The organism is Bradyrhizobium sp. USDA 3315, assembly GCF_054056795.1.
Map to the genome: position 1 here is coordinate 3,192,105 of NZ_JBSRYP010000001.1, position 20,891 is coordinate 3,212,995.

Here is a 20,891-nt window from a genome sequence, read left to right on the forward strand (position 1 = left end):
GGCGTCCTCCTCACGCCGCAGGACGGCTGGACTGCTGCTCACGTCTTGCCTCCAGTGACCGCCGATTTCACCGCGTCGTCGAAGCCGAGAACCTTGCCGCCGATCTTCGCCGCGTAGGATTCCGCGTCCTTCTTCAGGAGAAACGGCGCCACCTCGCCGTCGCCGACGGCGTAGAACGCCTGATCGGCGAACAGCTTGATGCCGCGGGTGGTGTCGAAGACGTAGGCGACGTCGATCTTCTTGCCCTTGGCCTTGAAGTCGGCGTAGGCGCCGAGCGTGCAGGCCGCGTCCGCAAACGGCAGGATGCCGGCATCGTCGACCCAGATCTCGCCGGCCTTCCGTGGATCGGCGATCGGCTTCTTGCAGAAGCTGTCTTGGCCTGAAATCTCGTAATTCCCGGTGCTCGCGAGTTGCGCGTCATAGTCGAGCTTCAACTCGGCATAGGCCTTGCGGAGGTAGGAATCATCGGCCCACTTCTTCGGATCGAATTCCTTCATCCGCCCGAGCTTCTGAAGTACCGTGACGTCGGTGGCGGCGGCGTCGATCAGCGCCGGCTTGATGGTGGGATCGGTGGTCATGTTGCCCCCCGGTCCGAGAAAAATATAGACCACCTCCTTGTTGATGCCGGTCCATTCCTGGATCTTCTCCGCGGCGCGCTTGGGATCGTCGCGCAGCCATTGATTGGCGGCAATCAATGCCTTCACGTACGCGACGACCACCTCGGGATACTTCTCGGCGAAGTCGGTGCGTACGACGATGCCGTGAAAGGTCGGCAGGCTGGTCTCGACGCCGTCGAAGATCTTGCGCGCGAAGCCGCGGAACGGCAGCAGCTCGGCGAACGGCACGAAGTCGGCATGCGCGTCGATCTTCTTTTCCTGAAGATTGGTCGATCCGACCTCCGGGCTCTGGCTCACGAGCTGGAAGAAATCGGATGGATAGCCGCGGTCCTGCATCGCCTTCAGCACCATGCCGTGCGCTGCAGAGCCGAACGGCACGCTGATGAGCTTGCCCTTGAGATCGGCGAGGTCGTAGTACGGCGAGTCCTTGTGGACGACGATGCCGTTGCCGGAGCCGGAGAGGCTGTAGGCGGCGATCGCTATTAGCCTGCTCTTGCTCTCGGGATTGTTCTCGAAGGTGAAGCCGTTCACGATCAGCGGATAGTCGCCCATCATGCCGATCTGTAGCTTGTTCGCCATCATCGCATTGGTGACGGGCGGACCGGAGGTGAAATTCTGCCACTCCAGCTCGAACTTGACGTTGGCGTATTTGCCGTCGGTCGGCAGGTATTTCTCCAGCAGATGAAGTTGCCGGATGACGGTGCCTGCCGTGGCCGTGTTGGTGGTCGTGTCCTGCGTGCCGATGCCGATCGTCACCGTTTCCGCCGCTGCCGGCTGCGCGAGCAGAAGCGCCAGCGACGTCACCGATATCGCAAGCGAGAGCGTGGGAAGATGGCGGACCATTCTCATCCTCTTTCGGTTGGATGTGCTGTGGCGGCCATGATTGGGTGAGGGCCCAACCGGAGCAAATCCGGATTCACCGCCGCGGTCGATTAGTTGCCCGGAAATGCCGATTGCTTAGTCCTTGTGCAGTTTGGCGGCCGAGAGCCAATTGCATGTGCATCAGCCTCAATCGGACACCCCTCAATCGGAAGCCTGGCCCCGCATCTCCTCCAGAATCTCGCGCCGGCAGACCACGACCTGCGAGCGTTTGGTGACCACGATCCCCTTTTCCTGCATGCGCTTTAGGCTGATCGTCACCCACTGTCGGGTGGCGCCGACCATGTGGGCGATGTCGGCATGGGTGAATGCCGCCGCAATCACCGTGCCATCGGCGTCCTCCACGCCATAGAGATCGACGAGGTGCAGCAGCAGATGCGCCAGGCGCTGGGTGATTGAGCGCGTTCCGAGCATCTGGGCCAGCGCCGAATAGCATTTGCCCTTGAATGTGAGGCCCTCGATGAGGCCGATGGCGAGGTTCGGGATCTCGGCGGCCAGCGACCGCAGTTCCTTGCCCGGAAGATGTACGACGCTGCAATTGCTGGATGCGACGCCGGACCATTGATGCACGGTGCCCTCGAACACTTCGGGCCCGCCGACGAAATTTCCGACATGCCAGTAAGCAAGGGTGATCTCGCGCCCCAGCGGCGATGTGTAGAAAACACGGATACGACCGCTCTCGATCAGCCAGATGCCGTCGTGCTTGCCGCCCTGGCTGAACAGGGTCTGACCGCGATTGAGCACCTTGCGGCGCCCTTGTTTCAGCACCAATTCCCGCTCGCGCGGCGTGAGCTTGTCCATGAGCGGCGGCGGCCCGCCGATCCATTGCTGGTTCTCGGTGAGCAGCAGCGAGGAGCTGCCTGCGGGCCGGATTTTTGCGGGATTGGTTCCGCGAACCGCATTGGCCGCCTGCAGCAACATCGAGCCGCCTCCAGATTGTTCAACCCGTTCTAAACAGGAGCAATGTCCGTGCCAGAGCGGGTTGGCAATGGGGGAAGGGCGGGCGCCGACGCCTGCGTCATATCGAGATCGCGCTAGACGCGCCGGTCCGGAAATTCATCACTGAGAACGGGGGATTTATGGAATTGGCGCCCACCGATCGGTGCCCGGGATAGAACGGGAGATTGGCTAGTGTCCCGCCAGGCTCAGCAGATAAATTTTTGGATAGATGCCGCGGTTGTGCCCGTCGGAGAACGAGATGTTGAGCCCGTAGCCCAAATCGCCGATCTCGGTGATCGCGATGCCGGGAAATCGCTCGGGGAAGCGGCCATCGAAGCGGGCGCGGGTGCAATGAGCGCATTTGCAGGACAGCCTGAGCTGCTCGGCGGCGAGCCTGATTTCGTCGTCGTGCGCGGTACGGATGACGAGCGTCGCCAGATCGGCGCTGGCCTCGTAGTCGGTCACTGTCGGTGCCACCAATGCGGTCATGGTCATGACGATTCTCCACCGTCTTTCCTGACATCGATGCGGCGATCGCGATAGCAACTAATTGCCGGATCAGCTTCGAGGTCGCGCTCCTCGCAAAACGCGCTGCCCGTTCGCCAGTCATCGATCGCCAAATGTGAAACTAATCGACCGAGAACCGAGCTTCGTCGTTGCGGGAATTGCCGCTCTCGGAAACCTTGCCTGGCATCGGGCACGCAAGGAGGACGCATTGAGCGCTTTTCAGAAGGAGACGGTCATCTCGGTCAAGCACTGGACCGAATCTCTGTTCAGCTTCACCGCAACGCGCGATCCAAGCTTTCGCTTCCAGAACGGCCAGTTTGCGATGATCGGGCTCGAGGTCGATGGCCGGCCCCTGATGCGGGCCTACAGCCTGGCGAGCGCCAACCACGAGGAGGCGCTCGAGTTCTTCAGCATCAAGGTGCCGGACGGTCCGTTGACCTCGCGGCTGCAGAAGATCAAGGAAGGCGACATCATCCTGGTCGGCCGCAAGGCGACAGGCACTTTGATCACCGGTAATCTCATCCCCGGCAAGCGGCTCCTGCTGCTTTCGACCGGCACCGGGCTCGCACCGTTCGCGAGCCTGATCAAGGATCCCGACGTCTACGAAACCTATGAGACCATCGTGCTCGCGCACGGCTGCCGCCAGGTCTCGGAGCTGGCCTATGGCGAGCAACTCGTCGAGGGCCTGCGCAGCCACGAATTCCTTGGCGATCTGATCGGGGACAAGCTCGTCTATTATCCGACGGTCACCCGCGAGCCGTTCCGGAATCGCGGTCGCATCACCGACCTGATCGCCTCGAACCAGTTGTTCGACGATATCGGGCAGCCGGCGCTCGACGTTGAGACCGACCGCATCATGCTCTGCGGCAGTCCGGGCATGCTCGAAGAGCTGCACGCGATGTTCACCGCACGCGGCTTCGCCGAGGGTAATCATAGCAGGCCCGGCCACCTCGTGATCGAGAAGGCCTTCGTCGAGCGGTAGCGGCAGAAATTGTCTGCCGGCGACAACTAATTGCTATCGCCGACGGATCACCTGAACAAATCTCACGCAAAGGCGCCGATCGCGCCGCCGAACCAGGAGCAAGCGATGGCACTAGATCAGATCGTCGACGGACTTTCGGAGGTTTCCTGCGATGTGCTGGTGATCGGCGGCGGCACGGCCGGTCCGATGGCGGCACTCAAGGCGAAGCTCAAGAATCCGAAGGCCGATGTCGTGCTGCTCGAGAAGGCCAACGTCAAGCGCTCGGGCGCGATCTCGATGGGCATGGATGGACTCAACAACGCCGTCATCCCCGGTTATGCGACGCCCGAGCAGTACACCAAGGAGATCACGATCGCCAATGACGGCATCGTCGATCAGAAGGCGGTCTATAAATACGCGCAGAACTGCTACAAGATCGTCGAGGAGCTCGACAGCTTCGGCATCCGCTTCCTGAAGAACGAGAACGGCGACTTCGCCGTCAAGAAGGTGCACCATATCGGCACCTATGTCCTGCCGATGCCGAACGGTGAGACCGTGAAGAAGGCGCTGTATCGCCAGCTTCGCCGCGCCCGCATCCTGATTTCGAACCGCTACATGGCGACACGATTGCTGAAGTCCGCCGATGGACGCGTCGCGGGCGCGATCAGCGTCAATACGCGCACCGCCGAGATCCTGGTGATCAAGGCCAAGGCGGTGATCCTGTGCATGGGCGCAGCCGGCCGGCTCGGACTTCCGACCTCGGGCTACATGTTCGGCACCTACGAGAACGCCGCCAATTCTGGCGACGGCTACGCGATGGCCTACCACGCCGGCGCGGCGCTCGCGAACCTAGAATGCTACCAGATCAATCCCCTGATCAAGGACTACAACGGCCCCGCCTGTGCCTATGTCGCCGGCCCGTTCGGCGCCTTCACCGCCAACAACGAGGGCTCGCGTTTCATCGAATGCGACTACTGGTCGGGCCAGATGATGCTCGAGTTCTATAATGAGCTGCTTTCGGGCAAAGGCCCGGTGTTCCTCCAGCTCAAGCATCTTCACGAGAAAACGATCGGGGAGATCGAATCGACCTTGCACAAGGTGGAGCGGCCGACACGCGGCCTGTTCCAGCAGGGCCGAGGGATCGACTATCGGCAAGAGTCGATCGAGATGCACATCTCCGAGATCGGTCTCTGCTCCGGCCACAGCGCCTCCGGCGTCTTCGTCGACGACAATGCGCGAACGACGGTGCCGGGCCTCTACGCCGCCGGCGACATGGCCAGCGTGCCGCACAATTACATGCTGGGCGCCTTCACCAACGGATCGGTCGCCGGCACCGACGCAATGGAGTTCGCCGAGAGCCATGATTTCGCTGATTTCGATGCCGCAGACGTAGCGCTGGAGCGGGAGCGTGTGCTGGCGCCGACTCGCCGCGAGGACGGCATTCCGCCGAACCAGGTCGAGTACAAGACCCGCCGTCTGGTGAACGATTACCTGCAGCCACCGAAGGTCACGCGCAAATACGAGCTCGGTATGCGTCGGCTCGCCGAAGTCCGCGAGGACATGCAGGAGCGCATGATTGCGCGCAATGCGCATGAACTGCTCCGCGCGCTCGAAGTGCAGTCGATCATGGATTGCGCCGACATGGCGGCGCACGCCTCGCTGTTCCGCGAGGAGAGCCGCTGGGGCCTCTACCACTGGCGCACCGACTTCCCGGAAAAGGACAACGAGAACTGGTTCTGCCACACGCTGCTGTCGAAGCAGAATGGCAGGATGACGAGTGCGAAGCGCGCCGTGGAGCCCTATGTCGTGCCGATCGCCGACGACGAGAAGGATCTCTACGACAAGCAGCGCATCCGCGCCAGCGCGTGAATGCCAGCCGAACAGCGAACAGGAGATTGGACGATGCCCCTCGCTTCATATCACACGTCGGTCCCGGTGGTGGTCGACGACGCCAAATGCATCGCGGACAAGGGCTGCACGGTGTGCGTCGACGTCTGCCCGCTCGACGTCCTGCGCATCAGCGAAATGACTGGCAAGGCCTATATGGCCTATGACGAGTGCTGGTACTGCATGCCCTGCGAGGCTGATTGTCCGACCGGTGCCGTGACTGTCAACATTCCCTACCTGTTGAGGTGAGTATGTCGAGCCCGTTCGAATCCTACGACGATCTTGAGGACGCCGATGAGCGGTTGCAGGCCGCGGATCCCGCGGAACGGCGCGTCGCCATCATCGCACTTGGCCATTCGGGCGATCCCGCGGCGGTCGGCCATCTCGCCAACATGGTGTCCGATCCCGATGCCGGTGTGCGACAGCAGGTCGCGATGGCGCTCGGGGAGTTCGACGGGCCGGAGGCCGCGGCAGCGCTGACGCGATTGCTCGTCGACCCCGAGCGCATCGTGGCGTCGGCCGCGGCGGACAGCATGGCCGAGTTCAAGGATCCGGCCTGTGCGGATGTCATGTTGCCGCTGGTCAGGCATGCCCACGCCTTCGTCCGCATGGGTGCGCTGCGCGCCTTGAAGGAGCTGCGCCGCAAGGACACGCTGAAACCGGCGCTGGAGGCGCTGCAGGACCTGGATGCCGCCGTGCGCGTGCAGGCGATCGGTGTCATCGGCTTCCTGAAGCTCGAGGAATCGATCCCGGCGCTGACGTCGCTGATCCACGATCCCGACGCGCATGTGCGGCGCGCGGCAGTGAGCGCGCTTGCATTCTCGCAGATGAAGCCGGCGGCGGAAACGATCACGCGTGCGCTCAAGGACGACGACTGGATGGTGCGCGAGATGGCGGCCGAGACACTCGGGCTCAACGCCAATGGCGCGCTGGCCGCGGACCCGTTGATCGCGTCGCTTTCGGACGCGTTCTGGCAGGTGCGGCTCAAGGCGGTCCGTAGCCTCGGCAAAATGAAGATCGAGCGTGCTGTGCGCCCGGTAGGAAATTGCATCAATCACGAGCAGGCGAATCTGCGCAAGGAAGCGGCCGCGGCGTTAGGCGAGATCGCTCATCCCGATGGCGAGGCGTTCCTGGCGGTCGTTGCCGACGACCCGGATCCCGATGTGCGAAAGAACGCGCGCTGGGCGCTCCAACAGATCGTGGCGAAGAGGGCAAGGGCGAATTCGTAGGCTAGCACGCGAATCCTGCGAATGAGAGCGACTGCGCTCAATTGGTTGAGGCAGTGCGCGGAACAGCGTTCGTACTGTCTGCTCTTCCGCGCCGGGCGCGGAGCATCCAGAGAGCCCAATCGAAGCGTTGGGACGCCGGGGCGGAGAGCGGGGTTAGGATTCCATTCTCTCCGTCGCACCTGCTGCTCCACTGTATCCGGTTGTCCGCTGTGACAGCGATTCAATGAATAGCGCGACAGCGGCTGTTGCAACTAGTTCCGTGGGAATTCCTCTAGTCGCCGGGCAAAGCGTAGCTCTCGAACTGGGTCTGAGGACGGATTTCGCCGTGAAGAACATGGTGCGCGGTCAAGCTGCTTTACGTCAGACGAAGGACGGTGAGATCTTAACCTGAAGGGAGTGTCGGTATTGGTGGTCGCGCACTCCCACCGATTCTTTCAATATCGGCGGAGGCGATCCCGGAAGGGGCGCCTTTGGGTGACTCAAGCAGGCGCGCCTCCCTTGATCGGCATCACCTTCTTGGGATCGAGCCAGTGGTCGACCCGATCAGCCCAATGCTGCATCAGCTTCGTGCGCGAGCCGATCAGCGCGAGCGGTCCGTGCTTTTTGTACAGACCTTCCACAGTAGAGTTATCTAGATGCGCGAGCTGCAGCTCGACGACATCGCCATCCCATGCCTTGGCGTCCTTGATCTCTTCGTGGTGTGACAGGGTCGAGAAGGTGGTCCGGAATCCGTGGGCACAATGATCAGTCTTGGTGTCAATGCCAAGCAGCCGCAAGCGCTTGTTCAGCGTGTTGTTTGATAGCGGCGTGTCCCTCGAGCAGGAAAATACGTACCGCCGATTGCCGGTGAGCTTCTGGACGCTGCGCAGGACTGCGAGCGCCTGCCGTGACAAAGGCACGACGTGATCCCAACCAGTCTTCATTTTGGTGGCTGGAACAGTCCAACGTTTGGCGTCCCAATCGACCTCGCTCCACTCCATTTCATTGACCATGCCGGGGCGGGGGATGGTTAGCGCATCGAAGCGCAACGCAAGGCCAACAACGTCCCCAAACCTGGCTCTCGTCCACGGTGCGGTGATGAGCTTGAAGACGCGCGTCACGTCACGCGGTTCAGTGACGCCGGGACGCGGCGTCGAAATGTTGGCAATCATCTGCCCATTCAGGTTGCGGAATGGATTGTAGCCGTCGCCTTCGACGTCGGCATAGTTGCAGATTTGCTCACAGATGCTGCGCACGCGGTCACGGGTTTCCAGCTTTCCCTCGGCTTCGTATGAACGCATGAACGCGAGCACGTCCGGACGCTTGATGTCCTGCCTGCTGAGCTTGCCGAAGCGCGCCTTGACGTAGCCGACGCGCAGCTCAAGTACCTCGATCGTCTTGGAGTCGCGCACCGCGACGATCCTGCCGCGTTTGACTTTCTCCACCTTCTTCTTCGCGAGCCACTCATCGGCCCATTGCCCGAAAGGCCGGGCGGCGGCCTGCCTATGCTTGTCGAGCTGCTTCTCGATGCTCGGGTCTTTGCCTTCCTTGAGCAGGTCCTTGGCCTTATCGCGCTCGTGCCGCGCGTCGGCGAGCGAGAAGGTGCCATCCTTGCCGTTGCCGTAGGGGCCGATGGAGTAGGTTTTCTGGCGGCCGTGGAACCGGTAGTCCATCCGCCAGAGCTTGGAGGCAGCGTTACCTGGCCTGCTCACGTCCGGCGTTACGAGGAGATAGAGCCAGCCACCGGTCACGTCGGAAATCTTGGCGGGACTCCACGCGCCCTTGTTGAATTTCGGTCGGGCTGCGCGGCAGTCGACGTCGGTCCTGATCTGCTTAGGATTGGCGCACGCGCCATCGTTCTTGCCGGCCATCTGCTCAATTCCTTCGTTCGGAATAGCGAAAGTCGCCGTGAACGTTTGTTCTCCCGATACCAGCACGATACCAGCAAAAATACCAGCAAACCGGCCGGCTGGGATCGGATAAGAACAAACGGTGACGAACGCGGATGTACGCAGAAAGGCCTATTTTTCAAGGGCTTCTGAGCACTGTGCGGACGGTTGCGGACGATTTCGAACTGGCTTGAACAGCCTAGTTGGTGCCCCTGGCCGGCATGCTCACAGGCATGGCGACGCTCGGCGTCGCCATCGTCGGCGGTCCGCTGACGATGTCGTTCCTGGTGCTGGAGTTGACACGCAGCGTCGACGTCACCGCCGTTGTGCTGGCTGGCTGCATCGTCACCAGCATCTGCGTCCGCTTCAGTTTCGGCCATTCGTTCTCGACCTGGCGCCTGCACCTGCGCGGGGAGACCATCCGAAGTGCCAACGACGTCGGCTGGCTGCGCAACCTGTCGGTGGAGCGGATGATGCGTAGCGACGTCGCCAAGGCGCCATCGACCTCGACCATCGCGGCCTGCCGCGACGAGTTCCCCTTGAGCTCGCTGCAGGCGATCGTGGTCGTCAACGACGCCGACGAATATTGCGGACTGGTGCTGCTTCCAGAACTTTATTCCGTTGAGCTCGATACCATCGCGGACGACATCCAGGTGGTGGAGCTCGCGCGCTATTTCGACGACGTGCTGCTGCCCGAGATGAACGTGAAGACCGCGATGGCCGTGTTCGACAAGGCGGAGGCGGATCTTCTGGCCGTGGTCGAATCCGCCGACAGCCGAAAGGTGATCGGCTATTTGCCCGAGTCGCTCGCGCGCCGTCGCTATCTCGAAGAGATCGACCGAGCAACCGGCGGCGTGCTCGGGGCAGTGTGAACAGTTTTAGCAAGGGGACCACCGGACCGGCAGCAAGCCGAGTAGGAAAGCCTCGTAACTGGTCCTGGACTTGCCTCGGTGCTCAGATCAGCTTGCCGAGTGGCTTCTGGCTTCGCAGGCAACGGCCGGCTCTTCGCTCCTGACCACCACAGAGTTTCTCGATCTCGGGCTGGCAGGCGCTGCGAACCTGTCCCTCGCTATGTGGTGTCCCCCGATCCTTTGCGCGAAACCAGTCACGATTTCCTCAGGCTTGCGGCTCTTTCCTTGCGAAATACGTCGACGATATTGATCGACCACAAATTGGTCGGATCGACCCCGATTTGTCCGGGATGGCGCTCCCCACGCTGTATTAAATCACGCTGTGTCGCGGCCCTCCGCGTTGCTGCGGCCCTAACGGGTGCAGTCCCGATCTTTGAAGGACGGAAACGATGTTTTCTTGCTTGGAGGTTCATCGATGAAACTAACAAAGTGTCTTGTCCTCGGTTTTGCGGTCATGTTTGTGGGCGCCAGCGCGCAGGCAGCCGATCTTCCCGTGAAGGCGATGGCCGTCGAGTACGTGAAGATTTGCTCCTTGTACGGAGCTGGATTTTACTACATCCCCGGCACCGATACTTGCATCAAGCTCGGTGGTTATGTGCGAGCCGAGGTTGGATTGAATACAAACGCATTGCACGACACTACCAATACTGGTGTCGCTGGTGCGCAAAACCGCCTCCGCAATTACTATACCACCAAGGCCCGTGAAGACCTGAACATCGATACGCGCACCGCGACCGAATACGGCGTGCTCCGAACCTTCTTCGATGGGGCCTTGACTTGGACGTCGGGCGGCTATGCAGGTACCGGCACAACGGCTGTGAATGGCTCGACCGCCTACAGCGGAGCTGGTGTCGCTGGTGGTACGCTCGGTGTCTACTACGCGTTTATCCAGTTCGCTGGTTTCACAGTGGGCAAGGCGGTCTCGCAGTTCTCCTCGCCTTGGGTCAACTATCCGGCCAATAACTTCGACGGTCTGCCCGGTGCTGGCGGCTCGGTTACTGGTGTGAACCAGTTCAGCTACACGGCTGAATTCGGCCAGGGCATCACGGCTGCGATCTCCGCGCAGGACCAAGTTCAGTATAATACGACCAACATCTGGAACGTGAGCGGTGCAACGGTCGCCGGACTTGCGACCGGAGCTTACGGCGCGAACGACATCGGAGGCGCGTGGTCTCCTGACCTTGTCGCCATGGTTCGCGTTGATCAAGCTTGGGGTCTCTTCCAGGCGTCGGTCGCCGCGCATGACAACCATGCCGCCTACTACGGCGCCGACGAAACGACTGGCCATCCGGACGACAAGTGGGGCTGGGCCGCTCAGTTGGCCTTGTCGATCAAGAATCTGCCCACCGGCGCGGGTGACACGATCAACATGTCTGGCGTGTATACGAACGGTGCGAGCCGTTACAACTTCCAGGACCTGATGACGACCACATACGCGATGTACGGCGGCACCGGTTTGGCGGGGGCTTACCAGAGCGTTGGCCTTGCAGGTCTGTCTGACTCCGTGTTTGTGGCTGGCTCCGGCCAGCAACTGACCACGACCTACGGCGTCCAGGGCGGCTATACGCACAACTGGAATCCGTACTGGAACACGGGTATCTATGGTGCTTGGGCCGCTGTCCGGTATAACGGCACAGCTAAAGGCTACATCTGCGGCGCCTTCGTTGCAGGCCTAGCGCTCTCGAGCGGCGTTGCCGGTTGCAACCCCGATTTCAACTACGGGGTAGTCGGTGTGATCACGCGCTGGACACCTGTCAAGAACCTGACCTTCTCGGCCGACCTCGCTTACAGCATGCTCGACCAGAAGTATGCGAGCGGAAGCAAGGTGACCCTGCCTCTGCAGTCGGCTATCGCGAAGCCCGGCGCCGTGTATGAGCTTAAGGATCAGAACGCTCTGACGCTGCTGATCCGCGCTCAACGCACCTGGTGAGGCTCTGACAAACTAGTTGTACGCCAAAGGCGGTGCGGCTCATCCGCTGGCGGCTGCGTCCGACGCGCCGGGTCTCGGCATCGATTGGGACTGGGACACGATCGGTGCGATGCGCGTCGACGGCGCAAGCTACGACGTCCGGAGCGCGCCCTGAAGCGCATGAGGACGGCGATCGGCATCAAACCGGAGCGTATCGCCGAGTACAAGCGGCTGCATGGGGCCGCCTGGTCAGAGATCCTGGCCAGGGTCTCCGAATACAACATCCGCAACTGCACGATCTTCCTGCGCATGCCGGAGAACCTGTTGTTCGGCTACTGGAAATATCACGGCCAGGATTTTGCCGGCGACAGCGCGCGGATGGCGGCCGACCCAAGGACCCGCGCATGGTGGGCGCTTGCGGACCCGATGCAGGTGCCGCTCGTGAGCCGCGCGGGGGGAGAGCATTGGTCGACGATGGAAGAGGTATTGCACCATGACTGAATCGCTGACCGAAGCGTTTGTCGCGCTGCTACACTGGCGTCGTGCATGACGTCATGCGCGGCAGGGGCCTCGCCGACTTCACGCTGCCGCCGGAGATCACGCCGCTCGTTCCGGAAAAGGTGCTGTGCGGGCCGGTCTTCACCATCGAGGGCCACGTCGACGATCGCGCCGAAGCGCACCAGACCTTGCTTGAATGGACCGGTCTATTGTCCAAGGCTAAACCCGGCCACATCTGGGTGTGCCAGCCGAACGACCGCGTCATTGCCCAAATGGGCGAATTGTCGGCCGAAACGTTGCAGAAGAAGGGGGTGCTCGGCTGTGTGATCGACGGCAATATCCGCGACGTGAACTTCATCCTCAAGATCGGTTTCCAGTGCTGGCGGCGCCGGCATACGCCTCGCGACGTTGTCGGCCGCTGGCTCCCGCGCGGCTTCGACGTGCCCATTACCATCGGCGACGTGCTGATCCGGCCCGGCGACTATCTGATCGGCGACCGTGACGGCGTCATCCGCGTCCCGCAAGAACTCGTCGGGGCAGTTACCGACGAGGCCGCCGTCGCGATGAACACCGAAAACAAGGTGCGCAAGGCGATCCTCGACGGGATGGACCCGCGAGAGGCCTATCTGACATACGGCAAGTTCTGACCATGCGGATCGCCACGGTCGACATACGCTGTTGTCATCACCGCGAGGTGTCCCTTGCTGAGGATACGCTGCTCGGCACCAGCATTCGAGATGGGTTTGAATTCGTCGTCTACACACTGACGACGGAAGAGGGGCTCTCGGCTTCGATGTTCGGCTTTGCCGGCCGCTCTGCACGTGGCTCAGGCGAGCTTGCGGCGGCCGCATTGAAACCACTTCTGATTGGCCGTAATGCGCTCGACCGCGAGGCGCTCTGGCACGAGTTCCGGAAAGTTGACCGCTTCTGGAACCATCTGCCGATCTATTCCTACGGGCCGGCCGATGTTTGTCTTTGGCTGCTGGGCGCTGAAGCCGCCGAACAACCGCTGCATCGCTACATTGGCGGCTGCCGGACGGAGGTACCGACTTACTTGAGTTCGATGTTCCTGAAAACCGCGAACGACTATGTCGCCGAGGCGGTTGCGGCCAAGGCTGGCGGCTATGCGGCGTACAAGCTGCATCCGCCGGGCCGGTCCGTCGGCGAGGATATTGAAATCCATGCCGCCGTGCGCGCGGCGGTAGGGGCCGAATTCACGTTGATGAGCGACCCGGTCGCCTTCATGACGCTCGACGAAGCGATACGCTATGGGCGAGCTCTTGAACGACTTGACTATCGCTGGCTCGAAGAACCTATCCCGGATGAAAACTTCTCTGCGTTGCGCGAGTTGTCGCGGGCGCTCGACATTCCGGTCATTGGCACTGAAGTATTAGCCAAACATCCCTACAGTGTGGCCGAATGTGTCGCTGGTCGCGTCGTCGATGCGGTTCGCGCCGATGTCAGCTGGGCCGGTGGGGTGACCGGCGTCCTGAAGACCGCGCATCTTGCCGAAAGCTTCCACATGAATTGCGAGATTCATTCGGCCATCTTCCAGCCGCTTGAACTCGTCAATCTTCACCTCTGCGCAGCCGTGAAGAACTGCAGCTATTTTGAGCTGCTTTGCCCCCGCGAAAAATTCGAGTTCGGGCTGGCGTCTCCGCTGCCGGTCGAAGGCGGCATCGCAACATTGCCGGAAAAGCCAGGCCTCGGCGCCGAGCTTGATTGGGATTTGATCGACAATGCCACTGTCGCGCAGCTCTGAGGCGGAGGCTCGGAGGGAGAAATCTTTTCGAGTCTGACAATCACAAACAACACTGGGGAAGACGTTCATGACCTTCTCTATCCTTGCGTTCTGCCCGAAAAGACACGCGGTCAAATTATGAGCGCGGATCCCGAAGCTGCTGGTGCAAGCTACCGCGCAAGCGCCCTTGAAGCCTGCGCCAGTGCTTTGCTCGAGCGTGCCGGGCTTGCTCGTGACCGGGCGGCCGATATTACCTCGGTACTGGTCGAGGGCGACTGCTTCGGAAAATCGACCCATGGGCTGGCGCTCCTGCCTCTCTATCTGCGCGAGATTGAGAGTGATGACATGTCTGTTGTGGGCGAACCCGAAATCGTCCATGACTTCGGCGCCTGCCTGACTTGGGATGGGCACAAGCTTCCCGGGCCCTGGCTGTTGCGGCGCGCGACGCAAGAAGCAATGTCGCGGGCGGCCCGGTTCGGGATGGGGGCGATCGCCATCCAGCGCAGCCACCATACCGCCTGCCTCGGCGCCTATCTGAGGCCGGCAGTTGACGCCGGCTACATGATGCTTCTGACACTGACCGATCCCGGCCATAGCAGCGTCGCGCCGTTCGGTGGGGTAACGCCAGTTCTGACGTCGAACCCGATGGCGTTCGGCGCGCCCGCCACCAATGGACCGGTGATGGTCGACATGTCCACCGCGCTGTTGACGAACGGCGCGATCGCCGCCTATCGGCAGCGCGGTGAGCAACTGCCGCACCCCTTTTTGATGGATAGCCAAGGCCAACCCTCGACTGATCCCAACATCATGGCAGCTATCCCGCCGGGTACGGTTCTGCCTCTCGGCGGTCTGGAGGCCGGCCACAAGGGCTATTCCCTCGGTCTCATCGTAGAACTGCTGACGGGCTGCCTTAGCGGGCGGGGACGTGCTGACGCAACCGACGGCTGGAGTGCGGCGGTTTTCATCCTCGTCATCGACCTCGCCGCATTCGGAGGGGCCGACGCTTTCCGGCGTCAAGTAGCGGCGCTTGCCGGCATGTGCCACGCATCTCAGACGCGGCAAGGCTTCGAACGTGTCGAACTGCCAGGCGCTCACGCCCTTGCGCGGCGGGAGTGGCAGCTTCGGGACTGCGTCCGTCTGTCAGCCAGCATCATCGCTGAAAAAGTGGAATGCGCGAGGCGCTTCGAGGTGCCGATGCCGGATCCGATTCCTTGAGACCGGTGCCGAGCAAGACCCGATCGATCCAAAGAAAAACATATTTGAGGAAACACCCATGACGATGTCCATCGCGGTAGACAAGGCGCCCGCCGAGCGCGCCAACATCAGACGCGCCGTGACTGCGGCGACCATCGGCACGATTATCGAGTGGTTCGACTATGCGCTTTACGGCGCCGCGTCGGGCTTGTTCATCAACAAACTGTTCTTCCCGCAGTTCTCCGCCTCGGCGGGAGTGCTGGCGGCGTTTGCGACGTTCGCCGCCGGCTTCTTCAGCCGGCCGCTCGGCGGCATCCTGATTTCGCATTTCGGCGATCGCTTCGGGCGTAAGCCCGCGCTCATCTTCACGGTCTCGCTGATGGGCCTGTCCACCGTCGCGATGGGTCTCTTGCCAACCTATGCTCAGATTGGGGTGTTAGCTCCCGTCCTCTTGGTCATTTGTCGCCTGCTGCAGGGTTTCGGCGCTGGTGCGGAATATGCGGGAGCCGTGACGCTCGTCTCCGAATACGTCCCCGCTCATCGCAAGGCGCATTTCACTGCCTATCTGTCGTCGGCGACTGTCGTCGGCATCATGTTTGCGACGCTGCTCTTCCTTCTTGTTGCTTATCTGCCTGAAGAAACCCTGTTCGGCTGGGCGTGGCGCGTGCCGTTCCTCGTCTCGGCACTCCTCATTGGCGTCGCGCTCTACATTCGCCAGAACCTCGACGAGACGCCTGAATATGTCGAGGCGATGGAGCGTGCCGCCGCCCACCGCCGCGAAGCGCGGGTGCCAGTCGGCGAACTTATCCGCAATAGCCCGCGAGAGGTCGTGTGCGGCTTCCTTTCGATCACTGGGCACAACGCGAACGCGTATATCCTCAGCGCGTTCAGCCTGAGCTACATGACCAACACGCTGGGCATGGCCCGGACGGACGCGCTGACGGCTGTTATCATCGCGACGCTGACCGGCATCGTGCTGACGCCGCCTGTTGGTGCGCTCGCCGACCGCGTCGGCCATGCGCGAGTCTATCTCTTCGGCGGCGTTTTCACAATGTTGTACGCGTTCCCAATGTTCGCGATACTCGGCACGAAGAATGTGGTGCTGGCGACGCTGGCTCTGAGCATCGGCTTCGGCATCGGCTATAGCGGGCTTGCCAGCGCGCAGGGCGCGTTCCTCGCCAACCTGTTCCCGACCCGCTACCGTTTCTCTGGCATCGCGCTGGCGCGTGAACTGAATGCTCTCCTGATCGCCGGTCCGACACCGTTCGTGGCATCGGCGCTCGTGGCCGCCGGCAATGGCAAGCCGACGTGGGTCGTTGCCTATCTGATGGCTTGCTGCGCGATCACCGTCGTTTCGGTTATCGCCATTCGGTCGCGGTCCTACGAGCGAGGCAGCGACTGACGCGGGTGCAAGGGTCATGCAGATCCACGATCGAAAGGGAGGGTCGATTGAGGCTTGTTCCTAATGACGGGGGTGGGCGCGCGAACGCCAAGCCTGAACAGAGCGACTCGCGGCTCCTGCTGCTTTCCAGCGCCGACAATGTGCTGGTCGCACGCGGAAAGGTCGCTGCAGGGGAGACCATAGTTGTCGATGGCGCGGCGGTAACGCTCGCGATCACGATCTCGCTTGGCCACAAGATCGCCCGCTGCGACATCGGGCTAGGCGAAAGGATCGTCAAATGCGGTGTGCCGATCGGTTCGGCGACGGCACACATTGCGCGCGGCGAACATGTTCACGTCCACAACGTGAAGAGCGATTACACGCCGACCCACGCGCTGACCGAGACGTCAGGGGCGACGCGGTGAGCAAGCGCAGCTGGCCAAGTTACCTGCGATCCGACGGCCGCAAGGGCATCCGCAACTATGTCGCGGTCGCCTATTTGGTTGAATGCGCCAACCATGTTGTCCGCGAAATCGTCTGGCCGCGCCGCGAAGACGGCGCGCAGGTGATCGGTTTTTCGGGCTGTTATCCCAACGACTATGCCCAGTGCATGATGGAACGGCTTTGCACGCATCCGAATGTCGGCGCCGTGCTTTTGGTTTCGCTCGGCTGCGAAAGCTTTAACCGCTTTCTACTCGAAAAAAATCGAGCAGAGCGGCCGCCCGGTTGAGACCATCGTCATCCAGCGCGATGGCGGCACGCGGTCGTCGATCAAGCGTGGGCAGGAGTGGGTCAGCACTCAGATTGAGGCGCTGGCAAAAGCGGAAACCGTGCCGATGTCCGTCGATGACCTGATCGTCGGTACTATCTGCGGTGGGTCGATGGCACGTCCGGCATCACGGGCAACCCCGCCGCGGGTCTGGCTTTCGATAGACTCTCGCTGACAACGCCATCTGCATCTTCGAGGAAACTGGCGAACTGATCGGTTGCGAGGAGGATCATGGCCGAGCGTGCTGTGACGCCGGAGCTCGGCGCCGAAATCCGTGCCTCTGTCGTGAAGGCTGCGCGTTATTACGCGACGCTCGGGTACGGCAGCTTTGCCGCCGGCAATGCGGAGGGCGGGCTCACCACGATCGAAGAAAAAGTCGATGGGCGCGTATGCCAAGTCGGGGTCCTCGCGCATTTCAGGGTTGATCAAGCCGGGCGATATACCGCCGCGTGGCGGGCTCTATTTGATGGACGTCGTGCCGGACGGCGACGTGCGCTTCGGCTTCCCAAATATTTCCGACAACGCCGAAATCGTCGAGATGACCGCCTCCGGCGCGCACATCTCGATGTTCGTCACCGGCCGCGGCTCGGTGGTCGGCTCGGCCATTTCGCCGGTCACTAAGATCTGTGCAAACCCTGAAACCTATCGCCGGCTTGAAGACGACATGGATGTCAATGCCGGACGTATCATCGAGGAGGGGGCGACGTTGGCCGACATCGGTGACGAGATCTACAAACTCGTGCTCGACGTCGCCGCTGGTCGTGCAACCCAGTCGGAAGAGCTCGGCCACACCGAGTTCATCCTCACCTACAAGAGTTTCGAGCCGATCGGCCCGGCCTGCCTGTCGGTCTGAGATCCGCCAAGAGCAGAGGAAACAACATGGCCAGACTGGCAGGTAAGACTTGTCTCATTACAGCGGCGGCGCAGGAGATCGGACGCGCCAGTGCGCTCGCATGCGCCGTCGAAGGCACGCATGTCATTGGCACCGACATCAACACCGAAGCGCTATCGAGCCTTGCGGCGCAAGACAGCCGCATCGCGGTTCACCAGCTTGATGTGCTGAGTAGTGCGGCGGTGGCGGAATTCGCTTGGAGCCAGGAAGAGCTCGACGGCCTCTTCAACTGCGCCGGCTACGTGTATGAGGGCACGATTCTCGGCTGCAGCGAGGCGAATTGGACTTCAGCTTCGACTTGAACGTCAAGAGCTTGTACCGCACGATTCGGGCTTTCCTGCCCGGTATGCTTGCGCGCTCCGAGAAAATCGGCGGAGCCGCTATCGTCAATATGTCCTCGATGGCCTCGTCCCTCAAAGGGTTTTCCAACCGTTTCGCCTATGGCGCAACCAAGGCCGCTGTCATCGGGCTGACCAAGGCGATCGCCGCCGATTATGTGAAGCAAGGTTTGCGGTGCAACGCTATCTGTCCCGGCACTGTCGACACGCCCTCGCTGCGCGGACGGATTGCAGGGGCCGACGATCCCGTGCAGGCGGAAAGGAGCTTCATTGCCCGCCAACCGATGGGTCGCCTCGCGTGTGTCGAGGATATCTCGCCACTCGTCGTCCATCTGCTCTCGGATGAATCGCGCTTCGTTACTGGCCAATCGCTGCTCGTCGATGGCGGCGTGACGATATGAGGGAGGGTGCTGCATGATCAGAAGAATCGACGCGCACTGTCATCATTGGCTAACAGTGGTTGCTCAAGCCACTGCTTCGAAGAGCAATTTGAGATGGTTGCATGTCCCCGCAACCACTTCTGTCATAACTCACTCACCGTCCCGGTCTAACCGCCGGGGCGGATTCCGGGAATCAGGGATCGCGACGGTCCAGGTTCGGCTGCGCGCAACGCTATCGTTGGGGTTCATCGAGAGTGAAGGATATGCGTGGCTGGCGACGACATTTGACGCCCGCACGCTGCGGAACATCGTTAGATACATCAGGACGCAGGTGGCATAGTTCTGCTCCGCCTGTGGCCAGCCTATCTTGTTGTTGAGTTCGATTTGCTCCAGCAGCGTCTGTCCGAAGAAATCGAGAAAGCACTCCGTCAGGATGCGCGCGCCGTAGTAGGTGTCATTGAACACCCCCCGATCTTTTTCTCCGCTTCAAAGACCGGGCCGAAGGTTCGTCCGCCGTAGATCCCGTCATGACCGAAAGCTTCGAAGAGCAGCGTCTGGCGTTGCTTAATTTCTTCCGCTTTGACCTTGTCCGGTTCTGCCATCCTATCCTCCCTATCTCCCGTTCCGTGGCACGCTATGCCCTTTCCGAGCTGCTCCAAAAATCGCGTGATCGCGCCATGCTCACGCAAAAGAAGGTAAGGGAGGCACCTATTAAGTGTGCTGTCGCGTTGGCGGAACGTTCCCGCCCTAGCGCGCGAGGACAATCATTGAAATCGCTTAGTCGGGGAAACTATGGCTACTTCTTCGCCTTCGTCTTGACCTCGGCGTGAACCTTGTTGAATGCAGCGTCCAATCGCTCCAAAGCTAGGCGCTTGCTTCGTGCGGCCAAGTGTTCGTCCAGAATGACCATAATGATTTCCTGCAGGACTGGAAAATATCGTTTGCAAGTCTTTTCATCGAGCGTGTGAACGCCCGCGCTCAGCACGCCATAGGCAAGTTTGTATTTCACCAATGCAGGCGGCAACCGATGTTGAAGGGCTTCAATTTTTTGATCGAGCGGCATTCCATCGAAGCCGGCAAGAGCTTCTCCGGCGGCACGAGCTGCGTCGGCTTCATCATGGATGAGCTTTTCGAATACCCGCCGCAAGTAGACGAAAGAACCGGCGCCAACATCGTGCGAGAACAGGCCCAATGCGATCTTCAGTTCCTTCAGGTAAGCCCGATCCAGAATGGGTTCGTAGGCATCAAGCTGCGGGAAAGCCAGCTCGGCAACGGATGGTGATTGCCCGATCTTTTGGAGGGTCTGCCTTTTGACCTCGAAGATGTAGAAGTACGAATGCTTCTCATTACGCTGGCAATAAAACGTCAGCGAAAACATCCGATCATTGAGGTACGTTTTATCGTCGGGCGGGCTTCTGCCAGATCCTGCGCCTCTCGTCACACGCTCTTTGAACGTGCTTCTCTCTTTGCAATAGACGCAGTGCGCGTCGAATTGCAGATCAGGACCGCCGATTAGCCGCTTTACGTACGACCAATCACCTTCCAGATGCCGTTCGCGATACAATCCGTCTTCGGTAAACAGGGTTTGGACCGGCGGTAGTTGCCCGGAATCATCGTCGTCTTCGACTTCAGTGTCGGCCATGCATTCTCCTGCCGGATTCGGTATCGATATAGCATGCGAGCGTCCCTTGCGCACTGCAACCTGTGAGTAATACAGCATCAGTGTTGGGAAAATCTCCCGCCGAAGAACGCAGGAAGCCCGCCTTAAGCCATGCGAGTAAGGACGTGCGCGTTGAGCTCCTTAGTGGAGGCGCCCTAAGGGACTTCCGGATTATCTGCTGGCGGTGTGAAAGTGTAGATCGTCCTACCGCCCATGTGGGGGGTCGCATCGAGCTCGCTTGTCTCGTGCGGCGAGAATCCGGCGCTATCATTCTGTTGCTGCTTGTTGAGTCTCGGCCGGACCTCGTTCTCTCCGTCCTGGAGCCGCTCGT

Annotated in this window: 21 protein-coding genes and 2 pseudogenes; 16 read left to right on the forward strand and 7 right to left on the reverse strand. The window is 61.1% G+C overall.

Going from position 1 to position 20,891, the window contains the following annotated elements:
• Positions 1 to 38: 38 nt before the first annotated feature.
• The 3 genes from ACVIYL_RS14635 to ACVIYL_RS14645 form a co-directional block, all read right to left on the reverse strand.
• A complete protein-coding gene (locus tag ACVIYL_RS14635; protein ID WP_456778937.1) occupies positions 39 to 1,460 on the reverse strand; it encodes an ABC transporter substrate-binding protein in 1,422 nt (473 codons plus the stop codon).
• A gap of 180 nt (positions 1,461 to 1,640) precedes the next feature.
• On the reverse strand, positions 1,641 to 2,417 hold the full coding sequence (locus tag ACVIYL_RS14640; RefSeq protein WP_456778938.1) for a Crp/Fnr family transcriptional regulator: 777 nt from the start codon (positions 2,415 to 2,417) through the stop codon (positions 1,641 to 1,643).
• Between the two features lie 207 nt (positions 2,418 to 2,624).
• Positions 2,625 to 2,930, reverse strand: coding sequence for a gamma-butyrobetaine hydroxylase-like domain-containing protein (locus ACVIYL_RS14645; RefSeq protein WP_456778939.1), 306 nt, complete (start codon positions 2,928 to 2,930; stop codon positions 2,625 to 2,627).
• A 220-nt stretch (positions 2,931 to 3,150) separates the two neighbouring features.
• Between ACVIYL_RS14645 and ACVIYL_RS14650 the strand changes: the two genes are divergently transcribed.
• From ACVIYL_RS14650 to ACVIYL_RS14665, 4 genes are all read left to right on the forward strand, one after another.
• A complete protein-coding gene (locus tag ACVIYL_RS14650; RefSeq protein WP_456778940.1) occupies positions 3,151 to 3,924 on the forward strand; it encodes a ferredoxin--NADP reductase in 774 nt (257 codons plus the stop codon).
• Between the two features lie 105 nt (positions 3,925 to 4,029).
• The gene (locus ACVIYL_RS14655; RefSeq protein ID WP_456778941.1) at positions 4,030 to 5,772 is read left to right on the forward strand and encodes a fumarate reductase/succinate dehydrogenase flavoprotein subunit; all 1,743 of its coding nucleotides are present in this window, start codon (positions 4,030 to 4,032) and stop codon (positions 5,770 to 5,772) included.
• Between the two features lie 33 nt (positions 5,773 to 5,805).
• Complete coding sequence (locus tag ACVIYL_RS14660; protein ID WP_456778942.1) at positions 5,806 to 6,039, forward strand: 4Fe-4S dicluster domain-containing protein; 234 nt, start codon at positions 5,806 to 5,808, stop codon at positions 6,037 to 6,039.
• Between the two features lie 2 nt (positions 6,040 to 6,041).
• Positions 6,042 to 7,019, forward strand: a complete 978-nt coding sequence (locus ACVIYL_RS14665) for a HEAT repeat domain-containing protein (protein ID WP_456778943.1) — start codon at positions 6,042 to 6,044, stop codon at positions 7,017 to 7,019.
• Positions 7,020 to 7,498: 479 nt separating this feature from the next.
• Here ACVIYL_RS14665 and ACVIYL_RS14670 read toward each other — a convergent pair whose 3' ends face one another.
• Positions 7,499 to 8,869: a tyrosine-type recombinase/integrase gene (locus ACVIYL_RS14670; protein ID WP_456778944.1), complete on the reverse strand. Its 1,371-nt coding sequence runs from the start codon at positions 8,867 to 8,869 to the stop codon at positions 7,499 to 7,501.
• Positions 8,870 to 9,096: 227 nt separating this feature from the next.
• Between ACVIYL_RS14670 and ACVIYL_RS14675 the strand changes: the two are divergent.
• From ACVIYL_RS14675 to ACVIYL_RS14730, 12 genes and pseudogenes are all read left to right on the forward strand, one after another.
• Positions 9,097 to 9,759, forward strand: a pseudogene (locus ACVIYL_RS14675) (chloride channel protein); the annotation flags it as partial.
• Between the two features lie 454 nt (positions 9,760 to 10,213).
• Positions 10,214 to 11,728 (forward strand): porin, encoded by a 1,515-nt coding sequence (locus ACVIYL_RS14680; RefSeq protein WP_456778945.1) that lies wholly within the window; start codon positions 10,214 to 10,216, stop codon positions 11,726 to 11,728.
• Positions 11,729 to 11,744: 16 nt separating this feature from the next.
• Positions 11,745 to 11,882 (forward strand): hypothetical protein, encoded by a 138-nt coding sequence (locus ACVIYL_RS14685; RefSeq protein ID WP_456781979.1) that lies wholly within the window; start codon positions 11,745 to 11,747, stop codon positions 11,880 to 11,882.
• A complete protein-coding gene (locus ACVIYL_RS14690) occupies positions 11,879 to 12,208 on the forward strand; it encodes an L-rhamnose mutarotase (protein WP_456781826.1) in 330 nt (109 codons plus the stop codon). The genes ACVIYL_RS14685 and ACVIYL_RS14690 overlap by 4 nt, the downstream gene beginning before the upstream one ends.
• A gap of 53 nt (positions 12,209 to 12,261) precedes the next feature.
• A complete protein-coding gene (locus tag ACVIYL_RS14695) occupies positions 12,262 to 12,852 on the forward strand; it encodes an RraA family protein (protein WP_456778946.1) in 591 nt (196 codons plus the stop codon).
• A gap of 2 nt (positions 12,853 to 12,854) precedes the next feature.
• Positions 12,855 to 13,967, forward strand: a complete 1,113-nt coding sequence (locus ACVIYL_RS14700; RefSeq protein WP_456778947.1) for an enolase C-terminal domain-like protein — start codon at positions 12,855 to 12,857, stop codon at positions 13,965 to 13,967.
• A gap of 117 nt (positions 13,968 to 14,084) precedes the next feature.
• A complete protein-coding gene (locus ACVIYL_RS14705) occupies positions 14,085 to 15,161 on the forward strand; it encodes an Ldh family oxidoreductase (protein WP_456778948.1) in 1,077 nt (358 codons plus the stop codon).
• A gap of 58 nt (positions 15,162 to 15,219) precedes the next feature.
• Entirely contained in the window at positions 15,220 to 16,542 is a 1,323-nt protein-coding gene (locus tag ACVIYL_RS14710; protein ID WP_456778949.1) for an MFS transporter, read from the forward strand.
• Between the two features lie 47 nt (positions 16,543 to 16,589).
• Positions 16,590 to 16,946, forward strand: coding sequence for a UxaA family hydrolase (locus ACVIYL_RS14715; protein ID WP_456778950.1), 357 nt, complete (start codon positions 16,590 to 16,592; stop codon positions 16,944 to 16,946).
• The gene (locus ACVIYL_RS14720; protein ID WP_456778951.1) at positions 16,943 to 17,251 is read left to right on the forward strand and encodes a UxaA family hydrolase; all 309 of its coding nucleotides are present in this window, start codon (positions 16,943 to 16,945) and stop codon (positions 17,249 to 17,251) included. Before ACVIYL_RS14715 ends, ACVIYL_RS14720 begins: the two co-directional genes overlap by 4 nt.
• A gap of 460 nt (positions 17,252 to 17,711) precedes the next feature.
• Entirely contained in the window at positions 17,712 to 18,143 is a 432-nt protein-coding gene (locus ACVIYL_RS14725; protein ID WP_456778952.1) for a hypothetical protein, read from the forward strand.
• A gap of 26 nt (positions 18,144 to 18,169) precedes the next feature.
• Positions 18,170 to 18,921: pseudogene (locus ACVIYL_RS14730) on the forward strand (SDR family oxidoreductase).
• Between the two features lie 129 nt (positions 18,922 to 19,050).
• Here the strand turns inward: ACVIYL_RS14730 and ACVIYL_RS14735 are convergent.
• The 3 genes from ACVIYL_RS14735 to ACVIYL_RS14745 all read right to left on the reverse strand — a co-directional run bounded on the left by ACVIYL_RS14735 (position 19,051) and on the right by ACVIYL_RS14745 (position 20,542).
• The gene (locus ACVIYL_RS14735) at positions 19,051 to 19,365 is read right to left on the reverse strand and encodes a hypothetical protein (RefSeq protein WP_456778953.1); all 315 of its coding nucleotides are present in this window, start codon (positions 19,363 to 19,365) and stop codon (positions 19,051 to 19,053) included.
• Complete coding sequence (locus ACVIYL_RS14740) at positions 19,329 to 19,502, reverse strand: hypothetical protein (protein WP_310881066.1); 174 nt, start codon at positions 19,500 to 19,502, stop codon at positions 19,329 to 19,331. The genes ACVIYL_RS14735 and ACVIYL_RS14740 overlap by 37 nt, the downstream gene beginning before the upstream one ends.
• A gap of 194 nt (positions 19,503 to 19,696) precedes the next feature.
• Positions 19,697 to 20,542: a hypothetical protein gene (locus ACVIYL_RS14745; RefSeq protein ID WP_456778954.1), complete on the reverse strand. Its 846-nt coding sequence runs from the start codon at positions 20,540 to 20,542 to the stop codon at positions 19,697 to 19,699.
• Between the last annotated feature and the right edge of the window lie 349 nt (positions 20,543 to 20,891).

Bases quoted from the DNA above. Each gene is read 5' to 3' on its own strand.
- ACVIYL_RS14635 (WP_456778937.1), bottom strand. From the start codon at position 1,460: ATGGTCCGCCATCTTCCCACGCTCTCGCTTGCGATATCGGTGACGTCG.
- ACVIYL_RS14640 (WP_456778938.1), bottom strand. From the start codon at position 2,417: ATGTTGCTGCAGGCGGCCAATGCGGTTCGCGGAACCAATCCCGCAAAA.
- ACVIYL_RS14645 (WP_456778939.1), bottom strand. From the start codon at position 2,930: ATGACCATGACCGCATTGGTGGCACCGACAGTGACCGACTACGAGGCC.
- ACVIYL_RS14655 (WP_456778941.1), top strand. From the start codon at position 4,030: ATGGCACTAGATCAGATCGTCGACGGACTTTCGGAGGTTTCCTGCGAT.
- ACVIYL_RS14660 (WP_456778942.1), top strand. From the start codon at position 5,806: ATGCCCCTCGCTTCATATCACACGTCGGTCCCGGTGGTGGTCGACGAC.
- ACVIYL_RS14665 (WP_456778943.1), top strand. From the start codon at position 6,042: ATGTCGAGCCCGTTCGAATCCTACGACGATCTTGAGGACGCCGATGAG.
- ACVIYL_RS14670 (WP_456778944.1), bottom strand. From the start codon at position 8,869: ATGGCCGGCAAGAACGATGGCGCGTGCGCCAATCCTAAGCAGATCAGG.
- ACVIYL_RS14680 (WP_456778945.1), top strand. From the start codon at position 10,214: ATGAAACTAACAAAGTGTCTTGTCCTCGGTTTTGCGGTCATGTTTGTG.
- ACVIYL_RS14695 (WP_456778946.1), top strand. From the start codon at position 12,262: ATGCGCGGCAGGGGCCTCGCCGACTTCACGCTGCCGCCGGAGATCACG.
- ACVIYL_RS14700 (WP_456778947.1), top strand. From the start codon at position 12,855: ATGCGGATCGCCACGGTCGACATACGCTGTTGTCATCACCGCGAGGTG.
- ACVIYL_RS14705 (WP_456778948.1), top strand. From the start codon at position 14,085: ATGAGCGCGGATCCCGAAGCTGCTGGTGCAAGCTACCGCGCAAGCGCC.
- ACVIYL_RS14710 (WP_456778949.1), top strand. From the start codon at position 15,220: ATGACGATGTCCATCGCGGTAGACAAGGCGCCCGCCGAGCGCGCCAAC.
- ACVIYL_RS14740 (WP_310881066.1), bottom strand. From the start codon at position 19,502: ATGGCAGAACCGGACAAGGTCAAAGCGGAAGAAATTAAGCAACGCCAG.
- ACVIYL_RS14745 (WP_456778954.1), bottom strand. From the start codon at position 20,542: ATGGCCGACACTGAAGTCGAAGACGACGATGATTCCGGGCAACTACCG.